The sequence below is a fragment of the Halomicronema sp. CCY15110 genome (assembly GCF_016888165.1).
Taxonomy (GTDB): Bacteria; Cyanobacteriota; Cyanobacteriia; order Phormidesmidales; family Phormidesmidaceae; genus Halomicronema.
On the sequence record NZ_JACSWC010000217.1, the window covers coordinates 1 to 26101 of the forward strand.

The following is a 26101-nucleotide window of genomic DNA, read 5'->3' on the forward strand; positions in this document are numbered from 1 at the left end:
GTGATGGGAAACCGTTTCGCTTCTAACCGCTGAGCAAAGGACTCGGCGATCGTGTCCGCTTCGAGCAGGCTGAGTTGATGCGATTCGGGTGGATCGGCCTCGCCTGCGGTGCATCTCAGGTAGTGCTCCAGAATGGCAAGCTGGCGCATATCGCCACGGCCCCAGCCCGAACCATCGACCGAGGCCGCTCCCTCGCGCTCACAAATCCACAGCTTCCGGCCATTGACCCGACCGACGTGGACAGGCTTTCCGGTCGCAACAAACCGCGAAAGATTGGCAAACTTCCACTCGTCTGTGCCACCCAGGAAAACCACGGAGGCGGACTCCGGCACATCTTCAGGGCGATGGCCGTTCTGGACGGCAAAGGCCAGAGGGATGCCCAGGTCAAGTAGCTCTGACTCCCAGCACTGCCACAACTCCAAGGTTGCTTTCGGGTCGAACGGCTGATCGGGGACGACCAACCACTCCGGCGGTTTGGAGAATGATGCCGCTGCCGCTACATGCTGGCGAAAGGCCGACTCATCCCAAAGGCGATCGCCCATCACAGCGGCAAACTTACCGTTATCGAGAGCATAGGCAAGATGCGGATAGACGGTGATAGTGCCCCCCGGCGACCAGAGATGGCCCAGCCGTTCGGGGTAGCGGCCTGCCCAATAATGAATCAGCCACTTTTTCCAATTAGCGGGAAGAATTTTCATCGCGCCCTCCTTCCCGCTTCGGATTGACGACGACCAGCTCCCAGAGAGCATTGGGCAACTGCTTAATCCGTTCAGAGATGGCCATCAAGTCAGCCGCGCCATCCAGCGTCAGATGTTCACGGATTCTGGCATCCGCCAGCAGTAGCGCATCGCCTTTGGTCGCCAGGATGCCAACGACAAGCCCTTTTAAGGGGTCCGGCAAGAAATCGTCAGTCGGCAAGATAATGACGGAGTAGCCTCGACCCTGATACTCTCTCGCCAGCTTCTCAAGCCGTTGTTTTTCCAGGTCTGTATGAAAAGTTGAGGTTTCCATTGATCACCTCTCCATAAAAAGGGCACAGCATCGAAGCGAAAGCGAGCACGACTAGAGCTTTAATCGTCAGCAGCAAGGAATGAGGCCAGCACCAGCACCGCCAGCACTAAATCACTGGTGCCCTCTTCCATCAGCACCTCAAAGGTTTGAAACCGGGCCATCACCAAGGCAACTTCTGCGGGAACGGAGACCTTCATGGATTTACCTGCTCCAAAACTTCATCGGTACGCCTGGTCTGGTCATGCCTGATGTTCTCCTCTGAATTTCCCAAGCCAGGTGCATCGAGCCGCCCCGTCTCAGGATCAACAAAGCTACGGCTGCGGGCATCAATAATTTCTTGAGGAGAAGGATCAGCCGTTCTCAGGTGCTTCACAAAGTCATCCCCGGCCAGCGGTGCCTGATTCCATAGATCGAGGGCATTCGCCAGCGCAGCCTGAGACAAGGGTTGCCCAAATTTTTCTACAGCTTTTTGCTGGATGCCCTGCTCGGCTTTGCGAAGGCGTTCGATTTGCTTGGCATCGGCTTCCTGTGGGGAAGATGCCCCGTGCTGATAGGAGAAGGCCCCCAGGTTAGCGGCACCGTTACCCGGATCGGTGTGCCCAAAGTAGGCAGGGTTCTTCGAGCAATCATCGTGCATCGTGCCCTCAGCATTGCCGATCGCGCATTTCAGCAACTCATCATCAATCAGCGATTGCAACGGCACTGCGCCCTGATTGATTTGCTCTAGCGTCTTCGGCTGTTGTCCTGTGAGTGCCCATTGCAGGAAACCTTTCTGGGGATGCTCCCGCTGTCCAGTCGCGCTATCAATCTGTTCCCAATGCAGGTGCGGCCCGGTGCTGGCTCCGGTGTTGCCAGTCGCAGCGATAACCGCGCCCCCGTGATGCAGTCCTGTGATGCATTTTGATAGGTGCATCGCCACGAAAACCTTGCCGGGAATGTCAGGGCTGGTGATTTCCGCATACTTACCCGCGCCTCCTGGCTGGTCTTTGCAGTCCACCTTGACCCGTGATGATCTGGCCGCAGGGGTATACAGAGCGGTTCCCGTAGGCGTCGGCAGGTCAACGCCATTGTGCATTCGCTCATCGCCATAGATCGGATGGATTCGCATTCCGTACCCAGAATTGACGCGAAATCCGCCGATCTCGTCCCCTACCTCGACGGGTTCCAGGGACGTGGGCGGTAGAACACCCATTTGCTCTAAAACGGGCTCTGATTCCCAAACCGTAATCGGCCCCACCTTCACCTTGACGCCATCGTGGAGCACCGTGTCCATGTGCTGATTGAGTTGGGGGACAACCATCGGTGTGAGCAGGATACCCACCAAAGCGATCGCCCCCAATTGCACCAGCAATTCAGCGCGTTCCCGGCTGCGAACAATCTGCCATTGCAGGTCAGGTGATAGCGCATCAAAGTCCGGCTTCGTTGGTTGAGGCTTACTGAGCTTCTGAACAATAGCCGCCTTAGCGATTAAGCTGAGCATCGGTTACGCCCTCCTCGTTAAAGGTCAGATCAAGGGCCAAACCTGATTCACTCACCCAGCGATAAACGCCATCGCCCAGGGCACAAGTAGGAGTCCCTAGTTGTGACAATGCAAAGGACTCTGATTTCCCGGTGATGACTTGACGGGCTTCGAGCTGGGCTTCTTTAATCTGGTTTTCGCTGGTTAGCGATTGGCATTCTTCGAGCAGTGGATCGGCAAGGTTAAACGGTTCTCGTTCGGCCCAACCATCAGTTAGCTTGGCGTACTGCGACCTGGCCCAAAACATCGGATTGTAGAAAGCCCCTTGCCCCGGTTCGAGGACATCCAGCCAAAGGGCAAGGGCGGTTAAGGGCACCATCGCCAGCAGTGCTTTGGTGCGTCGTTTCATTGGATTTTTCCGTCCTGGTAGGCATTCGTTGGCAAAGCCGCTAGCGCTACAACGGCAGCAATTTGGCTAACCCAATAGGGTTTTGAGTAGTGACGAGTCGTCAGAGCGACTGCGGCATATATCGCAGCCGTCAGCACCAACGCCTCAAAGACTAAAATGCGAGCCATTCGGCAGGTTTCGGTTTTCATCACGCTACTCCTCCACCCGCACTGCCCGGATCTTCGGTCGCGTTTCGATTTCTTCCGTCACATCGTCCTGGCCCAACATCACGTCATGGACAGAGCCCGCTAACCCCTGGCTCGGTCCGGCCAGCGTGGCGGCAATATTGCACCCGGCGACCACCGGGTTCCAGTTATCGCCAGAGCAGGACACCACATCGCCCCGTAGCAGGTTGAGGCCGCCAGAGGCACCCGCAAAGCCAAACCAGAGGGAGGCACCTGTGACTCCAAGCGTGGTCAAGGGCTTGTGCCGGAGTGATGACAACCAGGCCCGGATTGCCATCAATGCCGCCATGTTGTCGTCACCGGGAAGGATGGTATACACCGGGCGGCGCTTGCCAGTGGCATCGAAATAGCCCCCATCCCCAATCGCAGAGCGAGGGCTATTGCGTCTGGGGGTAATAATCTGGGGCTGCGTGGGGGCAAGTTGACTGCCCCCGCCAACGACTTCCCATTCCGCATCAATGATGTCGGGGTTATTGCTGTTGTTACTGCTTCTTCTGCGATTACTCATTGACCTTTCCTCTCAGAAATTAGGTGAACAAATTAGGGTGTTTCTGTTTAATTTGTAAAAGATGTTTTGCAGGTAGCCATTCGCAAAATGCCAGCTTGCACCATTCTTTCAATTTGATGGAGCGGCTACCATCTCCATACCCTTCTCCCCATACGTCATTGAAAATCTTGCGGAGGCTGTCGCATTCGACAAATAGGGAGGCAAACTCAATGAACAACAGATTGCGAGTGGGGGGGTAGGGCGGCTTCGGCGCAATGTCTTCCAGTTTTGGAAGATCTTCCATCAGGTCTTCCAGATCGCCCCGTAATCCCCGCAACGATTGTCTTCCAGTGTCTTCCAGGGTGTCTTCCAGCGTCTTCCTGACCTCTTCCTGGCTCTTCCAGTCTTCCTCAGTCGGAAGATCTGCGGAAGACGGTGTAGAAGAGTCATAAGTCGGGATAACGGCTAACAGCTTTTCTGGGTAGTGCATCCATTTTGGATAGACAACGGGCACCGTTTCAGGAGCACCTTTATCGTCATAACTGAAGCCTTTCAAATGACCTTTGAAAGCGGGCTCTGCTCTACCCGTAATTCCCCGTTTTCCGTGAATAGTGAGCACGATACACGCATCTTTTAGATCCTGAAAACCCGTCGCTTTACCCCCGCCGTTAGCGATCCCTTTGGCCTCACTGTGAGCGACTAAAATATGGTGTTCGTTCGCTTTGCGCGGTTCTGTCGCGACCGACGTAAACAACCGCTCAGCATTATTGACCTGCCCCCCGTATTGGGTGAACTCGTCCCATAGTTGGGTCAGGTGCTTAGACTGTTGGTCTTTCTCCTTGAGCCGGTTTTGATACGCCGCGATCGCCGTGCCGATCGCCTCATATTCCCCATGACTGCCAATGGGTAGGGTCAGCCAAAAGTCATCCTGATGCCCGTGGGGAGACACCAGGATGAGCTGATGCCCCATCAGCAGGTGGCGCAGATAGCACAGGGAAGCGACAAAACGAGTTTTGCCAAACCCCTGGCCCCCAACCACCAAAAGCGTTTCACATTCCATCAGTTGCAAGATCCAGGCATAGTCAGGCACATTGAGGCTGTCAAAAATCCGCTGGCGCAACGCATCAAAGCGCTGCGTGATGACAGCGGCTGCATCCTCTGGCATCGGTGCGGGCGCTGCCGCCCGTGTGCCCCCCGATGAGGCATCCCCCGCCAGTTCCCGATACAGCCACCAGACCAGCAAGCTCAAGCCAGCCGCGCCTAAACCAGCGGCAAGAGCGCGCCCAGGGCGATAGGCCGTCACCTCGACCCGTTGACCATTGGCGAATGCCGACAAATCGTTAGCGTCAAGGTTGGTGAGCGTCGGAGCACTGATCGAAACGCCCACTGACGCCACACCCAAAACAGCGGCACCCGTTAACTTGATGGCTTGGCTAATCATCGGACTGCTGAACCTCCCACGCTTTCGCTTCGGCAGATGCCCCCCGGTAGCGTTGGTACGATTCCACCAGGTTGTCGATCGCCAGTTGAGTGAGGTTGACCTCTGGCTCTGTGGGGGCAGTGGCCTCCCGTGCCAGCTCCACGGCTTCCACACGGGCGATCGCCAGCAACATGGCTTGATGATCCCGCGCCCCCCGTGCCTGCTCAATCATGGCAACGGCGTCCCGTTGGAACTGGTCGAGGGCACAGTTCACCGATTGCGAGTAACACGGCTCATTCGGGTCTGTGACCTGCCGTTGGGCTTCGAGTCGGTAACGCTGGGCTTCCTGGCTGAGTAACTGTTGCTCGAACTGCTCTAGCTGCTCAGTGGACTGAAACACCGTGTTCGCGTGACTGTCCTGCGCTCCCGTCACGATGGCATTCTTGTCGAGTTGCGCGGTGGGCTCCGCTTCGTACACGTCAGTCTCAGGAGCGCTGCTGAGCAGGGCCAAGCCGACCCCCAGCAAACAAACCACGCCGCTGGTCGCGCCTACAACCACCTTGGGGTTGCGCGTGTATTGCCGCCAGCCCGTCTGCTTGAGTTGACCTGGCTCATTCAGGTTGAGGTTTAAGGCTTGTCTTTGTGCTTGCGCTTGTCTTTCTTCCATGATGTGGATGCTCCTGAAATTAAAGGGTTTACCGATCGCGGCGGTTGTTGAGGGCTTTGACTACTGCCAGGGCCAGCAAGGTGAGGCCGTAGGCCCAGGCGAGGGCGTGAATCACAGGCGCGAGCCACCTCAGCACCACCAGACCAGCAGAGATTAAAAAAGCAGCGGCGATGCCCTGTCCGGCAATCAGGGCCGGGGAAGCGTCGTATAAATAGCGAACAAACCAGCTCCAGCCGTCCCAGGCATCCAGGGCGCGATATTTGAGGTCGAGCCACTTGCGCCAGAACCAATGCTTGAGGTCAATGCGTTGAATGCGTAAGGCAAGGGGGAGTCGCATGGTGATTGGGGTTCCGGTGGTTCAGTTGCGAAAGGAGGATTCGTCCGCGATCGCTTTGATTAATTGCCGTCCGATGTCCAGCAAGGTTTTGCCCTGATAGTCCAATCCGCGATAGCTGGCTTCGTAGATGGCGAGATGGTCATTGCGCTCGATGACGATGCCAGCCTCAGAAAACAGGGCATTGAGCCCATCGAGCGTGAGCGATCGGTTGTTGCTTTGCTGGGAAGTAGTCGGCATAGGCTTAGCCCTGCGTGGGGGTGTTCAGGGGGTCGATGGCGGGATTAAGGGCATCGGTAGGGGGCTACCCGGTGGCCTCTTGCTGGCCCTCAGCGAGGCCGTGCTCTTTGATGACCAGGCGTTGGGGAGTGATGCTGACGGGGCGTAGGGCGAGGCGTGGAGAGCGTTGTGGTTGGCATAGGGTGCTCCTGTGAGTGAGGGGTTAGTGAGCTGCAATCGCAGGCTTGGGCAAGCTCAAATCGTGCGGGGAATCGTCGGCTTGCTCGCCCAGAAAGCGGGGGGAGTAGCCGGTTCCTAAGAGGCGCTGAAATTCCGTGATCGCATCTTCTAGCGCTGAGCGGCCATAAAGGCGCGGGGGCAGGGATTCAGTAATGACCCAGAAGCGTTGGTATTGCTGGGTGATTGCGGTGGTGGTAGGCATAGCATCAGTTCTCAGGTGGGGTCATAGATAGCGTGATGGCCCCGGCAATACCTGCGATGCCCATGCTGGTGCTCAGCAGAGCGATATCGCTGGCGCGGTTTTTGTGGGCTTCACTACCGGCGATGAGGCCCGCCACGCCAGAGCCGAGGATGCCAAAAATGCCGCTGGCGATGGCGATTCCAGCCAGAGCCGATAGGGTTGGTCGCAGGGGTTTACGCAGGTGCATCAGAGTTGGCTCCGTGAGGGGACGGGTAGCCCAGTACAGCAGCGATCGCGGCGGTGCGTCCGTGCTGTTGGACTAAAGCGTTGCCCACAGCGTCCAGGCCGTGTTGCTCTACTAAGGCTTGCAGGGTGGCCTCAAGGTCGAGGGTTTGGGTGGCTTGGGGTTCGGAGGTTGTTGTTGTCATGGTTTTGTGGGGTAGACAGCAGAAAGGGGAGCGCGATCGCGAGGGCGATCGCACTTAGCAAAAGAGACAGTCCTAGGGGGCGTTTGCGCTTTGAGGGGCGTTGTGAGACTTTGGGCCACTAACTGCTCCCATTTCAGCTAGAGCGTTAGATTTAAGCGCTTCCACGGTCAAGTCAATCTCGGCTAAGGCTTGCTTGACTTTTGCCCTTCCATATCGAGTAAACAGTTCGTCGAGGTTGCCAACTTGAGCGGCAATGTCCTCTTGAATTTTCGCCAAGTCTTGCTGAGCTGCACCTTCGTCAAACTCGGAAAACCGCGTCGTAATCGCGGTTGAGCGGCGTCTGACCAGTGACCCTCCTCTTAGAACGCTCGTATAGTCGCCGTTTTCGCCCATTGACTGGGTGGACTGGCTAGGGTCAGTCAAGGGGTATTCCAGAGAGGGATTCGCCTGAAAAACTGCCTTGACATAACCGAAGCGATCGCCCTTTTGGATAAAACGGGCTGCCTTTCTTAATTGCTCAAGGCCATACTCTGTGAGGCTTCCATTAGGCTCTGTCACAAGCGATGGCTGGTTTTTGAACGCATCCAACACCAGTTTTTTGTAAATCTTGATTGATGACTCAGACTTACCGAGTACTTGGCTAGCTTGCGCGATGCTGTAAGTCTTGCCCTGCAGTTCTTCCATTGATTTACCTGCACCAAAATTCTCATCTTCACAATTAGGGGGTCAATAGCCAGTTAATGCCTAGTCATTATCCAGTCATTGACTAGTCCTTGACACATCATGCATGACCTGTCATTAATGTGTCAAGGACTAGTCAATGACAAAGCATGTAAACTTGACTCAACAGAGTGAATACTGGTGAGTCATCCCAATGGATTGGAAAAGCATGGAATTACCCAAACCCAAAAATCCAAGGCCACAGGTTGGCGAGCTAGGACTTTATGACTACTGGAGACTGGTAGTGGCATCCAAGTTAGTCAAGAAGTCTGTGGCTGCAATGTTACAGACCGCTGTGATTACCTATCTGGAGCGCAATTGGGAGAAGCATGAGACGCGACTCACCTTAGAAGCGAACGAAAAAGGGATTGCACCAGAAGAAATGTTCTTGCGGTACGTCAATGAAGACGTTGATAAATAGCTAATTGCTGGCAAGCTCTAGCGGTTTGACTGTTGATGTGGATACAGGTCCACTAATACAGGTCGTTTCTCGTATATTCGATTATCACTCCTGAACTGTTGGGAGTTGAATTGTCTTGTCTAAATCGAAGGAGATCAAGCTTGCAAGTCTAAGTAGCAGAGACAGCCACACATCAAATCGCAGAAGATCTCTTGAAAGAAGTCATCACATCTTTAGATAGGAGTAACATCATGAATGAATCCGCTGTAAACAAAGCGCTATCAGCTATTTTGACCACCCTGGGAGTGCCCGAAATAGCATTACATCAAGAAGCACTCGCGGCCTACCAATCAGATGATGCCGACAAGCTGCGATTACTCGCCGCAACCAATCTAGGGGATCACTTTTGCCGCAGTTTGGGTTATGCCGTCTCTGCGAAAACCAAACCAGGGCTACCGACTGTAGCCGTCGTACTGGCTGAAGCAGCTAGGGCTGCCGCTGACTTTGCGCGTGAAAGAGAGATGCAGAAGTTGAGCAAAGCGATCGCGGACGCTCTCGAATCTCAATCCGATATGGCAACCGCTTGATGGAGCAGGGGTTTTACAGAGTGTCGTGAATGACAGACTTGTCCCTATCGAATCTGCTTGAGTAAGGGCAGCCGACAGAGCAACATCTGGACCGCATGAGCGATCGCATGAAGCAGATAGCCGCTGTTTTGCCAGCGGAACGGTTTCAGCAAGCAGAAGAATTCAACGAGTTAAGCAACGCGATCGCAGTCATTAACCTCACTGGTAAAACGACAAATCGCTTGCCAATGCCCCCACCGACTGTAAAGAGATGCGGCATCTACAGAAGGCCAATCAGCGCGATCCTGATGAGTTTCAAGCCGCAGTCCAAATTTAGTTAGACCGAACGTCTTAAGGACGAAAGCGATTGCTGATAGGCAGTTGACCTATCGGCGAGACGACAAGATTTTGAACCAACAACAATACCTCACCTAGTCATCACCCAGGCAGCGGGTGAGGCTCCTGTTGCAGTGCCATTTCCCATGACCTTTCGAGTCGCCAGCGGCGGGCTCACTCTTTCACCTACCGATCAATAAGGGAGATCTATTCATGAACATCACGCAGCTAATCTTTTTACGTCCCCGACGAGAGACACCGCAGTCTTATAAAGATGAGGGACACTCCCTCGAAATCGGCCTGATTCCCTTGCAGAGAAGGGACTCTCGCCGTTGGGATGACGAGGTATGGCACGTTGCTCACATTGAAACTTACTCATCCTTGACAGCCACAAACAATACCTTCCGTGTGGCGGTGTTGACGCCTGATGGCACGATCGCCGAGCCAATGCCGCTGCGAGTTGGAGATCATCGCTTGATGTATCTCTGCATCAGCAGCGAAGACTTCGCGCTGGCTTGGCCTGAACCTGCCGAGTGCTTGCCCGAAATCGGTGGTGAAGCACCTCCATTGGAAGGCTGGCAGGTAGATCGGCTGCAAGAGTTTGAAAGCGATCGCGCCGAGGCACTTTACGATCGCGTCCTCGTTTGTTGGTGCATTCCAATCAGTGCTGAATCAGATGCCACAGCGGCCTGAACCCGACGCTGGGCTATCACCACATTCCCAAAATTCTTATTGTGGACTGATTCTCTTCACCTTCAACCTGTTCCACTTCACACCATTGACCAACCCTTTTCCAATTCAATAACCGGAGTCTAGCCATGAAGGGTGCTAACAGCACCGCCCAATCGTTCAATTTGGGAGGTCTCCAATGGTCATTGGCAGAGGTACACCAGTTTTTGGCCGAGCATTTCCAGAGGCGCAATCGCATCTGGAAGCGGCATGAGCATCAGTTGATGACGTACCTTTACCACTCGCAGGTGGCGTCACTGGCTTCCAAATGACTGTTAGGGAACAAATCGGGCGGTTTTTATTAGGAATGTACCCTAACAATCTCATTTGTGGTCGTCTAATAGGGTTCTGACCTATCTGTCACACTCTGAATCCTTCATCACTGGCATTAGATTGACAAGCCCTTTACCAGTTTCCATTCAATTGGTTTCTCTAACAAGTAGAGACTAAAATTGGCGCTGGTCGGTCTGAGCGATTGCTTCTGGGTTTCCATTCAATTGGTTTCTCTAACAAGTAGAGACCGTCAAGCGGTTTGACCCTGACGGCAGTAGCTATATCGAGTTTCCATTCAATTGGTTTCTCTAACAAGTAGAGACACGTCAAGATTTAGGAACCGTTTGGGTAGAAATTCCTGTTTCCATTCAATTGGTTTCTCTAACAAGTAGAGACTCCTTAGTACAGGGCCAATCTTGCAGTGCGGGCTCGTTTCCATTCAATTGGTTTCTCTAACAAGTAGAGACTATGAAATTTCCCTTTATAACAACGAGTTAATTTCCGTTTCCATTCAATTGGTTTCTCTAACAAGTAGAGACTTACCTAAATTCCCTAGAAGATTCTGAACCGAAGGGGTTTCCATTCAATTGGTTTCTCTAACAAGTAGAGACCCAAGCAGGTCAACTGACTGGCAAGGCATCGGTATCTCGTCGTTTCCATTCAATTGATTTCTCTAACAAGTAGAGACCATGCCTATTATTCCGCTAACGCAAAAGAAAGTTAAAGGTTTCCATTCAATTGGTTTCTCTAACAAGTAGAGACTCGTTGGGTAATCGGAGACGCAAGCAGTTTATCTAGGTTTCCATTCAATTGGTTTCTCTAACAAGTAGAGACCTGAGAGCGGTTCGCGCCGCCTGCGATTATCTGGGAAGTTTCCATTCAATTGGTTTCTCTAACAAGTAGAGACTCACCTCGTTACTGTGTGACCTCGCTGGCCCGGTGGAGTTTCCATTCAATTGGTTTCTCTAACAAGTAGAGACGTCTTGGGTTTCACTACTTCGCTATTATTCCACTTAGTTTCCATTCAATTGGTTTCTCTAACAAGTAGAGACCTACAGCCAAAGACAAGCAGCGAGAGTCCGTTGAGGAGTTTCCATTCAATTGGTTTCTCTAACAAGTAGAGACACAAGTGCTGATCCGCCACATGGCTAAATTTCTGAATCAGTTTCCATTCAATTGGTTTCTCTAACAAGTAGAGACTGAGGAGGAAGTTGGCTATAAGCTAAACCCGAAAACCATTTGTTTCCATTCAATTGGTTTCTCTAACAAGTAGAGACTTGAGCATACGTTGCAGGCGCTGGAGATTGATCACAAGTTTCCATTCAATTGGTTTCTCTAACAAGTAGAGACGGATCTTTATGCTTGCTGGAGCCACAATAGGCATTTTTGTTTCCATTCAATTGGTTTCTCTAACAAGTAGAGACTCCCGAACATCTAAAATACTGGCGAACTGCTATTAAGCAAGTTTCCATTCAATTGGTTTCTCTAACAAGTAGAGACATGTGCCAAAATCATCGACGGTTGAATCAGGCGATGTGAGTTTCCATTCAATTGGTTTCTCTAACAAGTAGAGACTTAGCAAAGGAGAACGACGATGAACCCATACACACCAAGTTTCCATTCAATTGGTTTCTCTAACAAGTAGAGACTCCAAAAAACCCGTCAGTTTCTCGTGAACGATGCAAGGGTTTCCATTCAATTGGTTTCTCTAACAAGTAGAGACTTCACTTTCTTACCGAGATTGCCATAAACATTTCCGGTTTCCATTCAATTGGTTTCTCTAACAAGTAGAGACAGGAATTGTCAGAACTGGCTAAAGAGATTTACGGTAAAGTTTCCATTCAATTGGTTTCTCTAACAAGTAGAGACGCTAGACGAAGATTTACTTGATTATGGCGTTGATGTGTTTCCATTCAATTGGTTTCTCTAACAAGTAGAGACACTATCACAGAGTCAGGCGTAATGTCGGGGTTCAGTTTCCATTCAATTGGTTTCTCTAACAAGTAGAGACCGAAAACTGCGATTGGAATACGGCCCGTCAGCCCCAGTTTCCATTCAATTGGTTTCTCTAACAAGTAGAGACAATTACGGAAAAGACTGCTATTGCTTTGATGCGCCCAGAAGTTTCCATTCAATTGGTTTCTCTAACAAGTAGAGACCTATAATCGTGAGCTATTGATCGACTGGTATCAAAACCAGGTTTCCATTCAATTGGTTTCTCTAACAAGTAGAGACAGTACGTGCCCGCCGGTACCGGCACCCAGTTCCAGCCGTTTCCATTCAATTGATTTCTCTAACAAGTAGAGACCCATCTGGCGCTGGAATATCAGCAAGAAACGGAGCGGCGTTTCCATTCAATTGGTTTCTCTAACAAGTAGAGACGGATTCGAGTTTGTCGATCAGATTGTCTGTGAGGGTGAGTTTCCATTCAATTGGTTTCTCTAACAAGTAGAGACCCGCGCAGACTTCGACAAAAAGTATCAATCGATGGGTTTCCATTCAATTGGTTTCTCTAACAAGTAGAGACTTGAACTTTGCTTGGCAGAATCTAGCCTAGACATCCTCAGTGAGTTTCCATTCAATTGGTTTCTCTAACAAGTAGAGACTTGTAAAAGTCCTGCTGCAGTAGCTAAAGAAGCTCCGTTTCCATTCAATTGGTTTCTCTAACAAGTAGAGACTTCAAATACCTCCACCGAAAAAGAGCGCAATCAAGAGTTTCCATTCAATTGGTTTCTCTAACAAGTAGAGACGTAAATGCCCACGCTTCTATCCAGCCTCAACTAGAAACGTTTCCATTCAATTGGTTTCTCTAACAAGTAGAGACCCCTGCAATACTATTTCACTCAGAAGAACGTCGAAGTGTTTCCATTCAATTGGTTTCTCTAACAAGTAGAGACTGATGATACCCGGTGGAGTGCCACGATTCGACTAGTTTCCATTCAATTGGTTTCTCTAACAAGTAGAGACATGGCGTCTTGTTGCCCCATGCGGAAGTCTCAAGCCTTGAGTTTCCATTCAATTGGTTTCTCTAACAAGTAGAGACTTTTCTATAAATTTTTCGACACTGAGGTTATACAACGAGTTTCCATTCAATTGGTTTCTCTAACAAGTAGAGACCTACGAACTGCAACACACCCGCGAATGCCTCCAGCAGTTTCCATTCAATTGGTTTCTCTAACAAGTAGAGACCTTGTAGCAGTGTTAATCTTGTGGTTAATTACACTAATGTTTCCATTCAATTGGTTTCTCTAACAAGTAGAGACTGGGCCGGATGGATGGCAAATACTTGATTGAGCAGGTGAGTTTCCATTCAATTGGTTTCTCTAACAAGTAGAGACTCGATAATTTTCCTGGTGCCCAGTTGACCGCCAACGGTTTCCATTCAATTGGTTTCTCTAACAAGTAGAGACTTATAACAAAGGTAAATATACGCTTCGGGAATATCAAAGTTTCCATTCAATTGGTTTCTCTAACAAGTAGAGACTTGAGGGTTTAGTCCCCGATGTACTTACTGAGATTCAGTTTCCATTCAATTGGTTTCTCTAACAAGTAGAGACACAAAATCATGAAGGAACCTCGGGATTGCGGTACGTTTCCATTCAATTGGTTTCTCTAACAAGTAGAGACGCGGCTTAGGTGGTGGCGGTACCGCAGATGTCTCTAAGTTTCCATTCAATTGGTTTCTCTAACAAGTAGAGACCGAACGGCGATTTGTCGCTAACTGACGACGCCACGATGTTTCCATTCAATTGGTTTCTCTAACAAGTAGAGACTTGTTGGGCGATGGGGACAGCGGGGCGTAAAACAAGTCCGCGTTTCCATTCAATTGGTTTCTCTAACAAGTAGAGACGCGTAGCAATTTTGCAAGCGCCGATCGCGCAGGGGTTTCCATTCAATTGGTTTCTCTAACAAGTAGAGACGCGGAAGCTCTTCACGGGCTCTTGAGATTTATATAGAGTTTCCATTCAATTGGTTTCTCTAACAAGTAGAGACTTCCAAACGGCGGCATTTTATCGGTTTCTTTTTACAAGTTTCCATTCAATTGGTTTCTCTAACAAGTAGAGACGACGCTGACCGAGCAGCGTTGTGCGGTTTTTATCGTGAGTTTCCATTCAATTGGTTTCTCTAACAAGTAGAGACTTACGCGGAATAAGTACCGACCATCAGTGGCGGCATTAGTTTCCATTCAATTGGTTTCTCTAACAAGTAGAGACCTCGTGTTTAGGAGGTCTTGAGACCGCCAAGGTTACTCAGTTTCCATTCAATTGGTTTCTCTAACAAGTAGAGACCCAAAAAGAACCGCCGCCGCCATCGTCGCATCTGTAGTTTCCATTCAATTGGTTTCTCTAACAAGTAGAGACATAAAGCATTTTTCATCGCCCCTTTTGATTTGACTATGTTTCCATTCAATTGGTTTCTCTAACAAGTAGAGACTTGACCTGGGCACCGCGAGACAGTTCAATGCGTTTCGAGTTTCCATTCAATTGGTTTCTCTAACAAGTAGAGACTTGACGTTTCTCAATACCTGAGATTCTAACCTCAAGTTTCCATTCAATTGGTTTCTCTAACAAGTAGAGACCCAAGACGCGCAAAGGGTTGTGGGAACATCTAACCGAAGTTTCCATTCAATTGGTTTCTCTAACAAGTAGAGACAAAGTAATGCCTGACAAACCCCACACCAAATCAGGTGTTTCCATTCAATTGGTTTCTCTAACAAGTAGAGACATAACGGGCAGTTGCAAGCGGCGATTTCTCAGGAGTTTCCATTCAATTGGTTTCTCTAACAAGTAGAGACCAAGAAGCCAGTCGCTTCGATCACCTAATCATTTACAGTTTCCATTCAATTGGTTTCTCTAACAAGTAGAGACTCGTCTAGCGTGGCTTCGCTATTCAGATAGACCGTGAGGTTTCCATTCAATTGGTTTCTCTAACAAGTAGAGACGTCGCTTCTTTCCAGCTTTGCAGAGTTTGCGTCAAGTTTCCATTCAATTGGTTTCTCTAACAAGTAGAGACTAATTATTAAATAGGGTACCACTGGTTAAAGTACTGGTTTCCATTCAATTGGTTTCTCTAACAAGTAGAGACTCACCGTTGATGGTGATCCGTATCGCATCGACTTTTCGTTTCCATTCAATTGGTTTCTCTAACAAGTAGAGACGGCCTCTATTGTAACCTAGTGAGGCCAAGGGGTACAGCGGCGCATTGCGAGGAACCGCCCAAGGTCGGCTGCTGGGGGCAGTAGCCGACTATCTTAAGCTGACGAAAAGCAGATAGGGCAAAGGATCGAGCCATTCAACGTAAACTCAACTAAAGCTGGGGGGCAAGTAATCCATCGCAGACACGATCAAGACTGATCAAATGATGGTCGAGGCAGGAAATTCAGTGAGCGGAGAACCACACCAAATTTCGATCTGTTCGACTGTGTGCCCAGAGATAGGATAAACCCGAAAACCATCCTCTTCAGGATCGATTAACTTGAGCAAGCGCTGCCGCATTTCCCGATACTTTTTGGCCGGAAGTCGGCATTCAAACACACTGTATTGCACCCGCCGACCATAGCCTTCCAAAATATCAGACACCTTTTTGCGACGACGATTGCAGGGAATGTCATAGGTTACCAAATACAACAACATATGCGCCCCCAATTAACGAATGCGATAAGCAGCATAGGTATCATCAGGCCGTTGTAAGCAACGGATAAACGCCTTGATCTGTTGTTTGAGCAACGCCCAGCGGACATCTTCACCATTCTCGGTTTGCACCGTTTCGTGCATTCGGGTCAAAAACGCCTGCAAATATCGCCGCCGCCCCGAATGATTGAGGTAGCAGGCATCAGGCTGGAAATCAAAATCTTCCTCCACTTTGAGAATGTGATGATTGACCAAATACAGCATGAGCGAATCGACAATGGGAGCGCGAAACTGCTCTAACAAATCAGACGCCAGGGCCGGATGGCGGGGTGAGGGCTGATGCAGACAAGCCCGGTAAGCATCTAACCCTTGATTTTCGATCGCAAACAGCACATGACTCCACAACACCTGGTAACCAAAACTCAGCACCGCATTGACCGGATCTTTGGGCGGTCGCCGCGATCGCTCAGTAAAGGTAAAGTCGGAGTTAGTCAGACAGCGCCCCAGCGCCGGAAAATAAGCCGCTGCCCCCGCCCCCTCAAACCCCAATACTTGAGGAATCGTCTGCGCGGTCAAAGCCCGTTCAGCCAATTCATCTAAACTGGCGATCGCCGAGGCGAGGTCGGCTTGTGGTAGACGACGTTGCTGGCGTTGTAGCAGCACCCGAGAGTTAAGGAGTTTGGCCCCCACCAGTTGCTGCGCTACCCGGAGCCGGGCCGCCTCTGGTAAGACATATTGCAGCTCGACCAGCGCATAAGCCGCCTGGTCAACGGGCATGAGCCGACCGTAGCAGCGCCCCATGTGAGACAAATATGCCAGTGGAATCTGCCGCTGTAAACAAGATTGAATCACCGACGTAGTGACTTGGGAACGGCCAAAAATCAGGATTTGCTCTAACAGCGGCAATTGAATGCGGTCAACCACATCCTCCCGCAGTTGGACTAAGACAGTTTCTTGGCGCAGGGTGAGTTGGCATCCCTGCTGAGAGATGTAAAGCGATCGCACGATAGCCTCCTAGTAAAATCTGCGACTTAGATTGGCCCGAGTGGGTCAACCAGACGCACACCTGAGATGGTTGGGGGCAGGGGGCTTAAGAACATTGAAGTGAGCATCGGCCCCTTGGTAGATAACAGGGGACCATGCTCAGATGGCTATGGTTAGGCAACAGTCAGGTCAGTCATGATTCCGCGAGGGGTGATGACGGTTCACCGTATAGCGGTGCGGACGGCATACATTTGTATGGAGGCTGGGCCGATGCTTTAATCAATCCTTGGTTTTGCCAAGGCGTTTGCCTGCTTAAAGACAAGCCCCTTCGCCTCTAAACCCTAATCCCCTCTCCTAGGCGATCGCCCAAGGGGCATTCGCTTGGGCGAGGGGGGTGGCAGGTACAAGAGTTATCGTCCTAATTTAGTGAATGGATATTAGAGTTACGGCTCGTAGGTGGCGATCGCCTGTTGCAGTTGGGGATGCATTTGCATCAGCAAACTAGCTTCCGCGAGGGATGTTGCCGATTTGCCCGTCAGTAAGTTGAGACAGTTGACCATACGCCGCTGCCAGTCAGTCAGAGTCTGAATGTCGCGCCCCCAGGCCGCCAACAGTTCCCGCTCGGAGAGACCACCCAAGCGATGCGATAAGGCATTACGCTGGTTGCGATTGTCTTGACTCCAAAAGTTACGCATGTCGATGCTCTGGCCGACTGCGGGCAGGGCCGCTTCTAGGACGAGCTGCTGGTTGTACCCATTCAGGTTAATCGACGCGAGCGGTTCCCCGGTGCGACGATTTTCAAAGGCTTCGGCCAGACTGGGATAGGCTACTACAATACTTTGCTGCAACTGGGGATAACGCTGGGGTGGATAGATAATATGCTCGGGAATGTGGATCTCTAACCACAGCCAAATCGCCCCCTCAATGGCGCGAAAGCTGTGAAGCATCGCCTCCGCCGTATTTTCTTGATAAAGCCGAATGACGGCGAGTTGTGCCTGCTCGTAGGCCATCCACCAGGGGAGCTGTTCAGGCTGACCGTTAGTCGCTCCCACACTTTTGAGCCGTTGATAAAAGGTATGAAATTCACCCCGGTTCCACGCCATGCCCGCCTGAAGCCAGGTGGGCACTGCGCCAAAGTTCCCCGCATCTTGTTGAATGTAAGGTTGCAGCACCTCGGCAGCCCCAGCATAGTCATAGCGGTCTAGCAGGGTGAGGGCCTGCTGTTGCGCCCGATTCCACAAGTAGTAGGTGCCCGCAAAGGGGCCAGTGTAGTCTGAGGGAAGGCCCTGACGATTGCGATCGCGGCGCTGCTGAAATTCAAAAAACTGGATGCGATCGCCGTAACGGCTCAGGCCCGAAATGCGTCCCGACTCAGAGGTTTGGCCGACGCCCCCTTTAATGCAGAGCCAGATAGGAGCGGTGCTGTCGGCATTCACGAGGGTGGGCCAAGTACGCTGCCACCAACGAAACATGGCTTCAAAGTCGCTGGGGTTGGTGCCATCAGTACCTAACCGCACAATTTCGACGTTGATGTGAGGATGCTGCTGGACAAACCAGTCTTGAAAAAGCTGGCAGGCGTAGAGGGTATCTTTATCCCGCTGGCTCACGGTGGCGGGCTGATCGGTGCCGATCAAATACACCTGATCGATGTCGGTGGCCCGGTCGCGAAAGAGCTGACCAGTGATCACAGGACGAATGCGCGATCGGTAGTCATCAATGTGCGTTGCCAGAAACTGGGTCAAATCGCGAAAGGTGAGCAGATCTTGCCCTAGGTCGGCAAGCACTTCGGCCTGCTCGCCGATAAAGGTGCCCCGGAGCTGGTCGTCGCCGATGTTGTACCAGTCGCCAGACTGGGTTTGGAACATTAGGTCGCGGGTGCCGATCGTGGCAATCAGGGTGGCAGGCATGGGCAAGACGAAGAATAGCGGGATTCCGAGAGGGGGATGGGAGACGGGGGGAAGCCGGGGGCGATCGCTAGGCTTGCAGTTGCTCGATACCCCAATGGTAAAGGTCTTGGAGGAGGGAGCGATCGGGCATGGGGCGATCGGGCGGGCAGAATTGTTGAAGGAAATCCTCAGCTCGTTGATAAAACGTGTCTGGATTTAAGTCGGATTCATCAATCTCCAGCCACTTACCAAAATCAGCCGGAGCAATAGCTTCATTACGGTGAACAACGTCATTACGAGCATCATTCATTGACTCTAGTTTTTTAATGATTGGATCCTTTTCAGGAAGTTGGCATTTCAACCGCCATCCTTGACGTAGATCCCAAAAAGTAGCCTTGTATTTCTTGACGCCCCAATTGCATTTGTTTTCTGGTGGTGTCACATAGCCTTGACTGATCCAGTCTTCGTATCGATAACACCAGAAAAGTAACCGCTCTATCACTTGCACAAATTGGAGAAAAGCTGAGGTGTAGCTTTGGCGGTTTAGGTTGATATGGATTAGTAAACGTGATTCCCAAATGCTAAGATAGCGCCCTTCTGGAGTCTGCTTATCGATAGGTTTGCAGAGAATCTCAATATCCTTCAGCCACTGCCTACGGATGTCAGAATCAACATTGCGCTTTGTGGTTGACTGGTTGAGCCAGTCCTGTAACTTTTTGAGCGCATCTTGCAGTTGCCAGTTGATTGCTAAGGCTAGGTGTCCAGCGAGGTCATAAACGGCCTGGTAGCGATCGCGGTGGGCCGATAGCCAAACCCTAGCCTCAGCAAAATCCCCTCGTTCCCAAGCAGAGAGAATTCGCTCTCGCTCGACAGGCCAAAAATACTCTCCCAAATTCACCGTATTAAATCCAGTTGCCATCCGGGTTTGGCTGAGTTTTGCATCTGCATCTGTAACCTCAAACAGCGGATTAGGTTCAATTGGAATCACCTGCTCAACCGTGCATTGCCGCATCAAAGCAGCCGCACAAATTTCTAAACTGTTAGCAATTTGAGGCGCTGACCCTTTGGTTTGAATTTGGAGGGTCAGGGGTTCATCCACTGTGGTATCTAAAAACTTGAGAGCATAGGTCACTAAAAAGCCTTGTAGATGCTGTTGAATGGCGGCAACTTGATTGACCGCTACAACGGGATTCCAGACTTGAATTTGCAAGTCAGGGTAGGACTGTTGCAGTTTGCCCGCCATGAGTTTGGCAAGCCAACAGGTATCGCCCCGTCGAAAACTCCAGGCAGTTCCTTCCAGCTGATCGGTGCCCCATAAAATGACTTCTGTTAAACCATTTTGAATTTGCGATTCTATAATCCCTTCGTCCATTGGTAAGACGACGGCGCTAAAGTCTTGCCGTTGTTCACAGTAGCGATAGATCAGTTCTCCCAGGTGACGAGCTGCCCAGCGATATTCGGGTTTGGCCTCAGGGCTGTGGTAGCCGCGCTGGTGGTCAAATTCAGCGTAAAGTTGGTCAATATGGGGTGGGTAGCCGCGATCACCATCGGCTCCCAGACTCCGCACAATACCATCTTGACAACGCCAGCCGACTTGGCGGGTACCTACGGTGATTATTAAAGTCTGCATGATATATCTACTGCTCGTCTAAAATACGCTGAACATAGTGCAGCACTTGCTCCGCGATCTCGATCCCTTTTTGAGCATCAGTCATAGAAATATTGCGAAGCTCACCATAATCTGCAATTTGGCGCAGTTCTGCTAACCAGTTGAGATCACGCCCAAGGTCTCTCGGTAGCTGCCCTGTTTTGACAAAGTTTAAGTTGATTGCCCTTAATACACCCGCATGGCTGCCAAAGCTCAGGTTTTTAGAAAGCAGTAGCGCTGTAGCGGCATGAAAGGCTGCATAGTAAGCGCGTGATGCGGCATCATTGGGAAACCCCGATGTTAAAAGAATCTTCGCAGCCTGCAAGGTGGAAACTCCCCGCTCTAGGTTGGCAGTAATTTCTGCCTCAGAACTCATAGCAAAATACCTTCTTGCTGTACATTTCGATAAAGCTGAGTGGTACCTGCGGCAAACTCTGACTGACTCGCTGGTTTAACTGAAATCCAATGGCTGGATTCTAGTTGCAGGGGGTAGAGCAAATCCACTAGTGCATACAACTCTTGGAAGTAGTTAATGGGAGGCTTCAACACAACTAGCAAATCCAAATCGCTACTAGAGTGAAAGGTTTGTCGTGCAGTTGAGCCAAAGAGAATGACGGATTGGAGGCGAGAACCATAGTGTTTAGCTAGCACTTCCTTGCAGGCAGCAAGGGTTTCAGCAATGGCTGATGGAAGTGGCGGTTGAGTCGTTTTCATTGGGTTAAGGGAAGATATTCAAGGTGATCTTGGTATACTTAGAATATCCTTGATGCTCACGCGAACATGGTTGGAAGCGGGAAAGGTGAAGTAGTCTTAGGGCTTCATCCTATACCTACAGTTTTCAGATGAACCAATAACGATCTCAATCAATGTAGGCAATAGTCGTATCTCTGATTTTGCAAGGATAAGGAGCAGTATGGTCTTGCAAGAGATCAAACCCGCGACCAATCGCTATTTCAGCCTGATCAGTTCGTAGGAATCTATCATGGGCGTAGTGAGAATTAAGTTTTACTCCAAAGCCAGGATGTAAGCTTTTCATTTCTTGTTCAAAGGCATGTAAAAAATCTGGTCTCTGTACTTGATGTATATGCAATTCAAAGAGTCCATCATGTGGTGGACGAGAATATTTTTTGAATACATTAAGCAGCCATTTGATGGTGGCTATATATCCAGAATTATTATGACAGTACCGCCCCATTTGCTTGTCCAATAGAAACACATTTTCAGTACTTCTAAAGAGTGGTATTAAGATCTTCTCCTCGAAATCTTGTTGTGTCCATCCCTCCAAACTACAAAATCCCCGCAAATCGGCCCATCTCTGGAAATCTTGATTATGGTCATACACATCAATTTTGATGACTTGAGTTTCTTCAACTCCAGATAAATGATCGCCTGCACAATTAAAACAGTTCTGATCCGTAATCAAAAATTCCGGCTTTTGCGACTGGGCAATCTCAAAATACTTGTGACAGGAGACTGATGCACAGTCTAAATCCTGAGGTTCAGATGAAGTTGTCAATAGACGATTTTTTTGTTCTAAAACTCTTAGTAGTCTATTTAAATCGCTTCCTGCTTGAACTCCTTCAATGAAATTCTCTAAATCATTCCATTTCTGAGTCGATAATCTAAGTTGTTTTAAAATCTCACCTTGATCATCTATTAAAATGGTGCCAGATTTACACACATCTCTTAAGAACCGACATAAGGAATTGTACAAAGATTCTTCTTTTCCAGAAACAGGTTCAAATGCCGAGTTAAATACAACTGCTTGAAACAACATGATTAACCAAATACCTCCTCAATATCTTCTTCAAAGAAGCCATGAGGCCACTTGTCAATAAACTTACCTTTATCGTTCAGCCTCAGTTGCAAACATACTGAACCTTCTTCAGTCCGATCAACATACAACACCGCAACCTCATCTGGTTTTAGTTTGCCCTCTCGAATTCGTCGTTGTAGCCTCAGCATCAAGTGCTCACTGTGGGTCTCCACAATGAAACGATTGCCGAAATCTCTCACGGAGTCTATAAAGAGATCGCCCAGTTCAGTTTGTAGTCGGGGATGAATATGGACTTCTGGCTGCTCAATGAAAATAGTTTGATCACGGGCAAACAGACTTTGAATGATGACGGGTAGCACTTGGCTAACCCCAAAACCGACATCCAGCAAACTCACATTGGTCTTGAAAAAACTATCCACCAAGCGAATCGCATAAATATCACTGGTTTCAGTGGTATCTTGATCTTGGAATGAAACAACTTTCACCTCATGACCAATTTTGAAGGTTTCGAGGGCTTGATTCACTCTTGCTAGAAAAGACGCATCCTCAAACAAGAGGTCTGAAGATCCTTTTCCTGATTTTCCTACTTGTTTGGTCGATTTACCGCTGAACAAATAGAACCGCTCTGGATAGTCTCGCATTGGGCCTAAATACACAGACTGTCTTAGAAAACCCTGTAACAAGCCACCTGCGTAGAATGTATTTTCAATAAGAAGCTGAACGGCTCCTAGCCCCTCGTAGACTCCCATGAAAAAATGAGTGCTGATCTCTGATGATTCTTCTGATGAATTTTCCGTTGCTAAGTCAGGCAATTTTATGTTCGATTCAAAGGGGAGAAACTTGCTAACGAGTATAAAGGTACTGACCTTTACAACCTGTCTATAATCTTTGAGGGCTTGCTCCAGGGAACAGCCACTAAAATGTTGCCAAAGACTTTTGAGTGACTCAATGCTTACAATGGCTTGAGATAGTTGTTCCGCTTGATTTTGAGTCGCGATATCTTGCTGTTCAGTTTCCTTGATTTGAGCTTCATAATCTGCCTTTAATTCAGTCAGTGGTCTTTGTTCTTCGTAATGTTTAACTTGCAGTTGAACCCACTGATCCCAGATAAGCTGACCAGTTGTAAATTCAGCCATCTGCTCCCCAGTGAGGTTTTCAGGAATTTGGTTGCGCTCAAAAAATGGGGTGGGGTCAAGCTGTAAGCGATCACCTAGTTTGCGTGAAAGATTGCCTAGTTCTTCCTTTAATGGCTTTTCTACAGATTCCTGCTGAGATTTTAATGCCATTAACTGCTGATCAGCATCTTTTATCTGGTGTTCAAGCTGGTCTAGTTGTTGCTTGAGCGACTCTAGTACAACTTGACTGCTTGCCAATTGTTCAGATAGTGATAATTTTCGGGCCTCTAGTTCTTCAATCGTATTGGCTCGGTCACGACTATTAATTTGTGAGATACCGTAGTGCTCAAGAGTAATATTGAGTTGGTTGAAGACTCGGTTGGGCAAAACTAGGCTGTACTCTTGCCACCAGGTTTGCCAGAAAGAATGCTGTGGGTGAAGTTCACTCACCTTCAAGCCTTGGTCAGTTTTCTCGTAGGTGATAACGGGGTACTCATCCTGACCCAGCCAAAGCTGGACGCGCTGGAGGGCGATATCCGATCGAATGGACTCCACGGAAAACGTCAATTCCAGGGCAAGGGTGGGAAATTCCTGAAGTTGACTGTAGAGGAATTTGTAAATGCGTGAGAGCGTATCCGATAGCTCATCTAGGGCTTCGGGAGGCGTGATATCCTCTGAGTCAGCATCCAGTTGCACTTTGATAGAAACCTGGCGATCAATGTCATGTAAATGGACGAATTCTCGATAGTTCCCCAAGTCAACGAGCTTGCCCTGAGGGAGGAGGACTACACTGTCATCTTCGGCCTCCTCTATGGTTTGCTTTAACAACATCAAGGATTGGATGATGGAGCTTTTTCCAGCAGAGTTGGGGCCATAAAGCAGGGTGATCGGTCGGATTAATAGCGGGGCTGCATCGGCAAATGCCTTAAAATCTTTTAGTTGGTATTCTTTCAACATACTCATTAGTTCCACGGGAAAATTTGGGCATAGTGCCCGCGGGCTTGTCGTTGCAATTCCTTCAGATAGTGCCGACGTGGATCCTGGGTAGATCCAAATACGGTGACTACCTGATAATCGCCCAGATCGGCAATCCAGACTGGGGAAGGTTTCACACCGCCCTGCACTTGGCCACAGAGGTTGCCATCATAGTCAATCTGCCCGCGCCGATTCTGAACCTTAAAATCTTGGCTATGCAGAGTTGCTAAAGCATAGGGCTTGCCAAAATCCTCATCGCCCGCACACACCACAATGCAACTATTTGCGTCCACTGCCTCCGGCCATTGCTCCTGACTGACTCGCCCAGCTTCTAACAATTGACGCAGATTAATGGGGCGATCAGCCACTCGGCCTAACGCATCATAAAATTCCTGAAGTCTATTTTGAAAAAGGCGTTGAAATCCAGCAATATCTTCCGGCAAATTCCAGAACGTATCATTGCTGTCTGGAATCACCGTTGAGCCTCTCCACCAGGGGGCACGCTCTCGGCTTTTACGTGAGTAGCAAGGTCGCCTCGCTCCCTGGCCTAGCCCTCCTAGGTGAAACATCATCCAGGTCAAGGTTTTGAGCAGTGCTTCTAAATTTCTTCTTTGGTTGAGGGGAGCTTCTGAGGAATAGGCCAAAATCAAGCGGCCTGATTGTTCTCCACAAGGATCATGTTTACCCTGGGTATTAGGCCGAGCTTCCCGTTGCACCACCCGACCATCGGCAATTCTTACCGACACCCAGCCGCGCACCTGTTGAGGGTTAATAGCTCCAAACAACTGCCCCTCTAGCCGCTGTACCTCGCGACTGGGCAATACACCCAGGGCAAAGGCGCGAAACCAGTAGCGCAACATCGACTTAAAAGCGACTGGCCGCACTTCAGCATCAGGATTACCTCGCATTTGCCACTCATTGCGGCGATCGTTCCAATTCCACTGGGTAAACTTTTGCCGCCCATGAATGAGTTGCCCTTCTAAGGTGAAGTCCACATTCAAGAACTCATCCCCAGAGGTTTTCTGCCCTGCTCTGACTAAGTTGCCATAGCCCGTATTCACCTGGGAACCAATTCCGGCGGCTAGTCCTCGACTGAGCCATTGTTTGACTTTTGCCAGGGTTTCGTCGTCTCCCTGACGGGTAGAGCGTAGACCAATTAAAAAAGTTGCTTCATTCAGCGAATAAAAAGGATTGGGATTAGGAGAATACAGTAAGTCTCGACCAGCAGCATCCCAAGACCAAATGCTATTGGCCATGTCAACAGCTAGTCCAGCACCCTGCCCAGATTGTTGAGGCAGTGGGTAAGCATCTAGGAAAATGACCTTGCCCGATCGCTCTTCACTATTTTTACTATCCAGGTAGCCAAAATATTGGCGGGCTACCGCTTCCTCAGCCCGTTTCCAAGACAGCCCTTCTTGCTCTATGAGTTCACGAATGGCTTGAGTGCGGGCGACACCCCGGAGCGTGCTGGCGGGAATATAAGGCATTCCCAACGCATCAAAGGCCGGTAGCAAAATGCTCTCTGGCCCTCGGTGACCACCGACGCGAATGCGCCAGAGACATCTGACCTGAAATGTATTGTTTTCCCCGGCAATTAGCTTAGTGCGATTGGTCAGGGTAGTGAGGCGATCGCGGTAGTTGGCGTTCTCCTCCGCCATTTGCAGGATCTGCACTTTGGTAGCGTCTTTGGTGCCATCCTCTTTTTGGTAGGCGCGCATCCATCGCAAATACTCCACAAAGCTGGCTTCAGGAATCGGATTAGGGTTGGGGTCGGCAGGGTGCTGCAACCACGGAGAGGGAACATCGCCATTGCCACCGCAATTGCCGCTACCGCCCGCGCCGCGATTGTCTCCACTACCGCGATTACCCCCACCTACAGTAATCACCTTCTTGGGCTTACCCGATTGAGCACGGGAACCGGGTTGGTTGGTCGCTGGACTCGATTTCCCAGAACTTGGTCGCTTGGGACGTTCAAATACCATT

General features: G+C 50.0%; 26 protein-coding genes, 1 pseudogene and 1 CRISPR repeat array. Of the genes and pseudogenes, 3 read left to right on the plus strand and 24 right to left on the minus strand.

Annotated features, from left to right (window positions below):
• The 15 genes and pseudogenes from JUK32_RS07640 to JUK32_RS07710 all read right to left on the minus strand — a co-directional run.
• A pseudogene (locus tag JUK32_RS07640) lies at positions 1–698 on the minus strand (hypothetical protein); the annotation flags it as partial.
• The gene (locus tag JUK32_RS07645; protein ID WP_204138261.1) at positions 679–1011 is read right to left on the minus strand and encodes a hypothetical protein; all 333 of its coding nucleotides are present in this window, start codon (positions 1009–1011) and stop codon (positions 679–681) included. The gene JUK32_RS07645 and the pseudogene JUK32_RS07640, both read right to left, overlap by 20 nt.
• 59 nt (positions 1012–1070) lie before the next feature.
• The gene (locus tag JUK32_RS07650) at positions 1071–1208 is read right to left on the minus strand and encodes a hypothetical protein (RefSeq protein WP_204138262.1); all 138 of its coding nucleotides are present in this window, start codon (positions 1206–1208) and stop codon (positions 1071–1073) included.
• Complete coding sequence (locus JUK32_RS07655) at positions 1205–2491, minus strand: M23 family metallopeptidase (RefSeq protein ID WP_204138263.1); 1287 nt, start codon at positions 2489–2491, stop codon at positions 1205–1207. The genes JUK32_RS07650 and JUK32_RS07655 overlap by 4 nt, the downstream gene beginning before the upstream one ends.
• Positions 2472–2879 (minus strand): hypothetical protein, encoded by a 408-nt coding sequence (locus JUK32_RS07660; protein ID WP_204138264.1) that lies wholly within the window; start codon positions 2877–2879, stop codon positions 2472–2474. Before JUK32_RS07660 ends, JUK32_RS07655 begins: the two co-directional genes overlap by 20 nt.
• A complete protein-coding gene (locus tag JUK32_RS07665) occupies positions 2876–3067 on the minus strand; it encodes a hypothetical protein (RefSeq protein ID WP_204138265.1) in 192 nt (63 codons plus the stop codon). Before JUK32_RS07665 ends, JUK32_RS07660 begins: the two co-directional genes overlap by 4 nt.
• Positions 3068–3071: 4 nt before the next feature.
• Positions 3072–3611 (minus strand): hypothetical protein, encoded by a 540-nt coding sequence (locus JUK32_RS07670; protein ID WP_204138266.1) that lies wholly within the window; start codon positions 3609–3611, stop codon positions 3072–3074.
• Between the two features lie 19 nt (positions 3612–3630).
• Complete coding sequence (locus JUK32_RS07675; RefSeq protein WP_204138267.1) at positions 3631–5031, minus strand: hypothetical protein; 1401 nt, start codon at positions 5029–5031, stop codon at positions 3631–3633.
• Positions 5024–5677 (minus strand): hypothetical protein, encoded by a 654-nt coding sequence (locus JUK32_RS07680; protein WP_204138268.1) that lies wholly within the window; start codon positions 5675–5677, stop codon positions 5024–5026. The genes JUK32_RS07675 and JUK32_RS07680 overlap by 8 nt, the downstream gene beginning before the upstream one ends.
• A gap of 28 nt (positions 5678–5705) precedes the next feature.
• A complete protein-coding gene (locus JUK32_RS07685) occupies positions 5706–6014 on the minus strand; it encodes a hypothetical protein (RefSeq protein WP_204138269.1) in 309 nt (102 codons plus the stop codon).
• A gap of 21 nt (positions 6015–6035) precedes the next feature.
• The gene (locus JUK32_RS07690; RefSeq protein ID WP_204138270.1) at positions 6036–6251 is read right to left on the minus strand and encodes a hypothetical protein; all 216 of its coding nucleotides are present in this window, start codon (positions 6249–6251) and stop codon (positions 6036–6038) included.
• A gap of 202 nt (positions 6252–6453) precedes the next feature.
• Positions 6454–6672: a hypothetical protein gene (locus JUK32_RS07695; RefSeq protein ID WP_204138271.1), complete on the minus strand. Its 219-nt coding sequence runs from the start codon at positions 6670–6672 to the stop codon at positions 6454–6456.
• A gap of 4 nt (positions 6673–6676) precedes the next feature.
• Complete coding sequence (locus JUK32_RS07700) at positions 6677–6898, minus strand: hypothetical protein (protein WP_204138272.1); 222 nt, start codon at positions 6896–6898, stop codon at positions 6677–6679.
• A complete protein-coding gene (locus JUK32_RS07705) occupies positions 6885–7079 on the minus strand; it encodes a hypothetical protein (RefSeq protein WP_204138273.1) in 195 nt (64 codons plus the stop codon). The genes JUK32_RS07700 and JUK32_RS07705 overlap by 14 nt, the downstream gene beginning before the upstream one ends.
• 72 nt (positions 7080–7151) lie before the next feature.
• Positions 7152–7763, minus strand: a complete 612-nt coding sequence (locus JUK32_RS07710) for a hypothetical protein (RefSeq protein ID WP_204138274.1) — start codon at positions 7761–7763, stop codon at positions 7152–7154.
• Between the two features lie 205 nt (positions 7764–7968).
• Between JUK32_RS07710 and JUK32_RS07715 the strand changes: the two genes are divergently transcribed.
• From JUK32_RS07715 to JUK32_RS07725, 3 genes are all read left to right on the plus strand, one after another.
• Positions 7969–8220, plus strand: coding sequence for a hypothetical protein (locus JUK32_RS07715; protein ID WP_204138275.1), 252 nt, complete (start codon positions 7969–7971; stop codon positions 8218–8220).
• Positions 8221–8450: 230 nt separating this feature from the next.
• Positions 8451–8786, plus strand: coding sequence for a hypothetical protein (locus JUK32_RS07720; protein ID WP_204138276.1), 336 nt, complete (start codon positions 8451–8453; stop codon positions 8784–8786).
• A 528-nt stretch (positions 8787–9314) separates the two neighbouring features.
• Entirely contained in the window at positions 9315–9794 is a 480-nt protein-coding gene (locus JUK32_RS07725; protein WP_204138277.1) for a hypothetical protein, read from the plus strand.
• Positions 9795–10241: 447 nt separating this feature from the next.
• Positions 10242–15261: a CRISPR direct-repeat array (repeat unit 36 nt; unit sequence GTTTCCATTCAATTGGTTTCTCTAACAAGTAGAGAC).
• A gap of 196 nt (positions 15262–15457) precedes the next feature.
• Here JUK32_RS07725 and cas2 read toward each other — a convergent pair.
• From cas2 to JUK32_RS07770, 9 genes are all read right to left on the minus strand, one after another.
• The gene (gene cas2, locus JUK32_RS07730; protein ID WP_204138278.1) at positions 15458–15736 is read right to left on the minus strand and encodes a CRISPR-associated endonuclease Cas2; all 279 of its coding nucleotides are present in this window, start codon (positions 15734–15736) and stop codon (positions 15458–15460) included.
• Positions 15737–15748: 12 nt separating this feature from the next.
• The gene (gene cas1 / locus JUK32_RS07735) at positions 15749–16738 is read right to left on the minus strand and encodes a CRISPR-associated endonuclease Cas1 (protein WP_204138279.1); all 990 of its coding nucleotides are present in this window, start codon (positions 16736–16738) and stop codon (positions 15749–15751) included.
• Positions 16739–17160: 422 nt separating this feature from the next.
• Entirely contained in the window at positions 17161–18624 is a 1464-nt protein-coding gene (locus tag JUK32_RS07740) for a hypothetical protein (protein WP_204138280.1), read from the minus strand.
• A gap of 67 nt (positions 18625–18691) precedes the next feature.
• Positions 18692–20233 (minus strand): hypothetical protein, encoded by a 1542-nt coding sequence (locus tag JUK32_RS07745; protein WP_204138281.1) that lies wholly within the window; start codon positions 20231–20233, stop codon positions 18692–18694.
• Between the two features lie 7 nt (positions 20234–20240).
• Positions 20241–20627 carry a HEPN domain-containing protein gene (locus JUK32_RS07750; RefSeq protein ID WP_204138282.1) on the minus strand — a complete coding sequence of 129 codons (387 nt, stop codon included), beginning with the start codon at positions 20625–20627 and terminating at the stop codon, positions 20241–20243.
• Positions 20624–20965: a nucleotidyltransferase family protein gene (locus tag JUK32_RS07755; protein ID WP_204138283.1), complete on the minus strand. Its 342-nt coding sequence runs from the start codon at positions 20963–20965 to the stop codon at positions 20624–20626. Before JUK32_RS07755 ends, JUK32_RS07750 begins: the two co-directional genes overlap by 4 nt.
• A gap of 145 nt (positions 20966–21110) precedes the next feature.
• Complete coding sequence (locus JUK32_RS07760) at positions 21111–22028, minus strand: hypothetical protein (protein ID WP_204138284.1); 918 nt, start codon at positions 22026–22028, stop codon at positions 21111–21113.
• Positions 22029–22030: 2 nt separating this feature from the next.
• Complete coding sequence (locus JUK32_RS07765; protein ID WP_204138285.1) at positions 22031–24106, minus strand: DUF3696 domain-containing protein; 2076 nt, start codon at positions 24104–24106, stop codon at positions 22031–22033.
• The gene (locus JUK32_RS07770) at positions 24106–26100 is read right to left on the minus strand and encodes an RAMP superfamily CRISPR-associated protein (protein ID WP_204138286.1); all 1995 of its coding nucleotides are present in this window, start codon (positions 26098–26100) and stop codon (positions 24106–24108) included. Before JUK32_RS07770 ends, JUK32_RS07765 begins: the two co-directional genes overlap by 1 nt.
• Between the last annotated feature and the right edge of the window lies 1 nt (position 26101).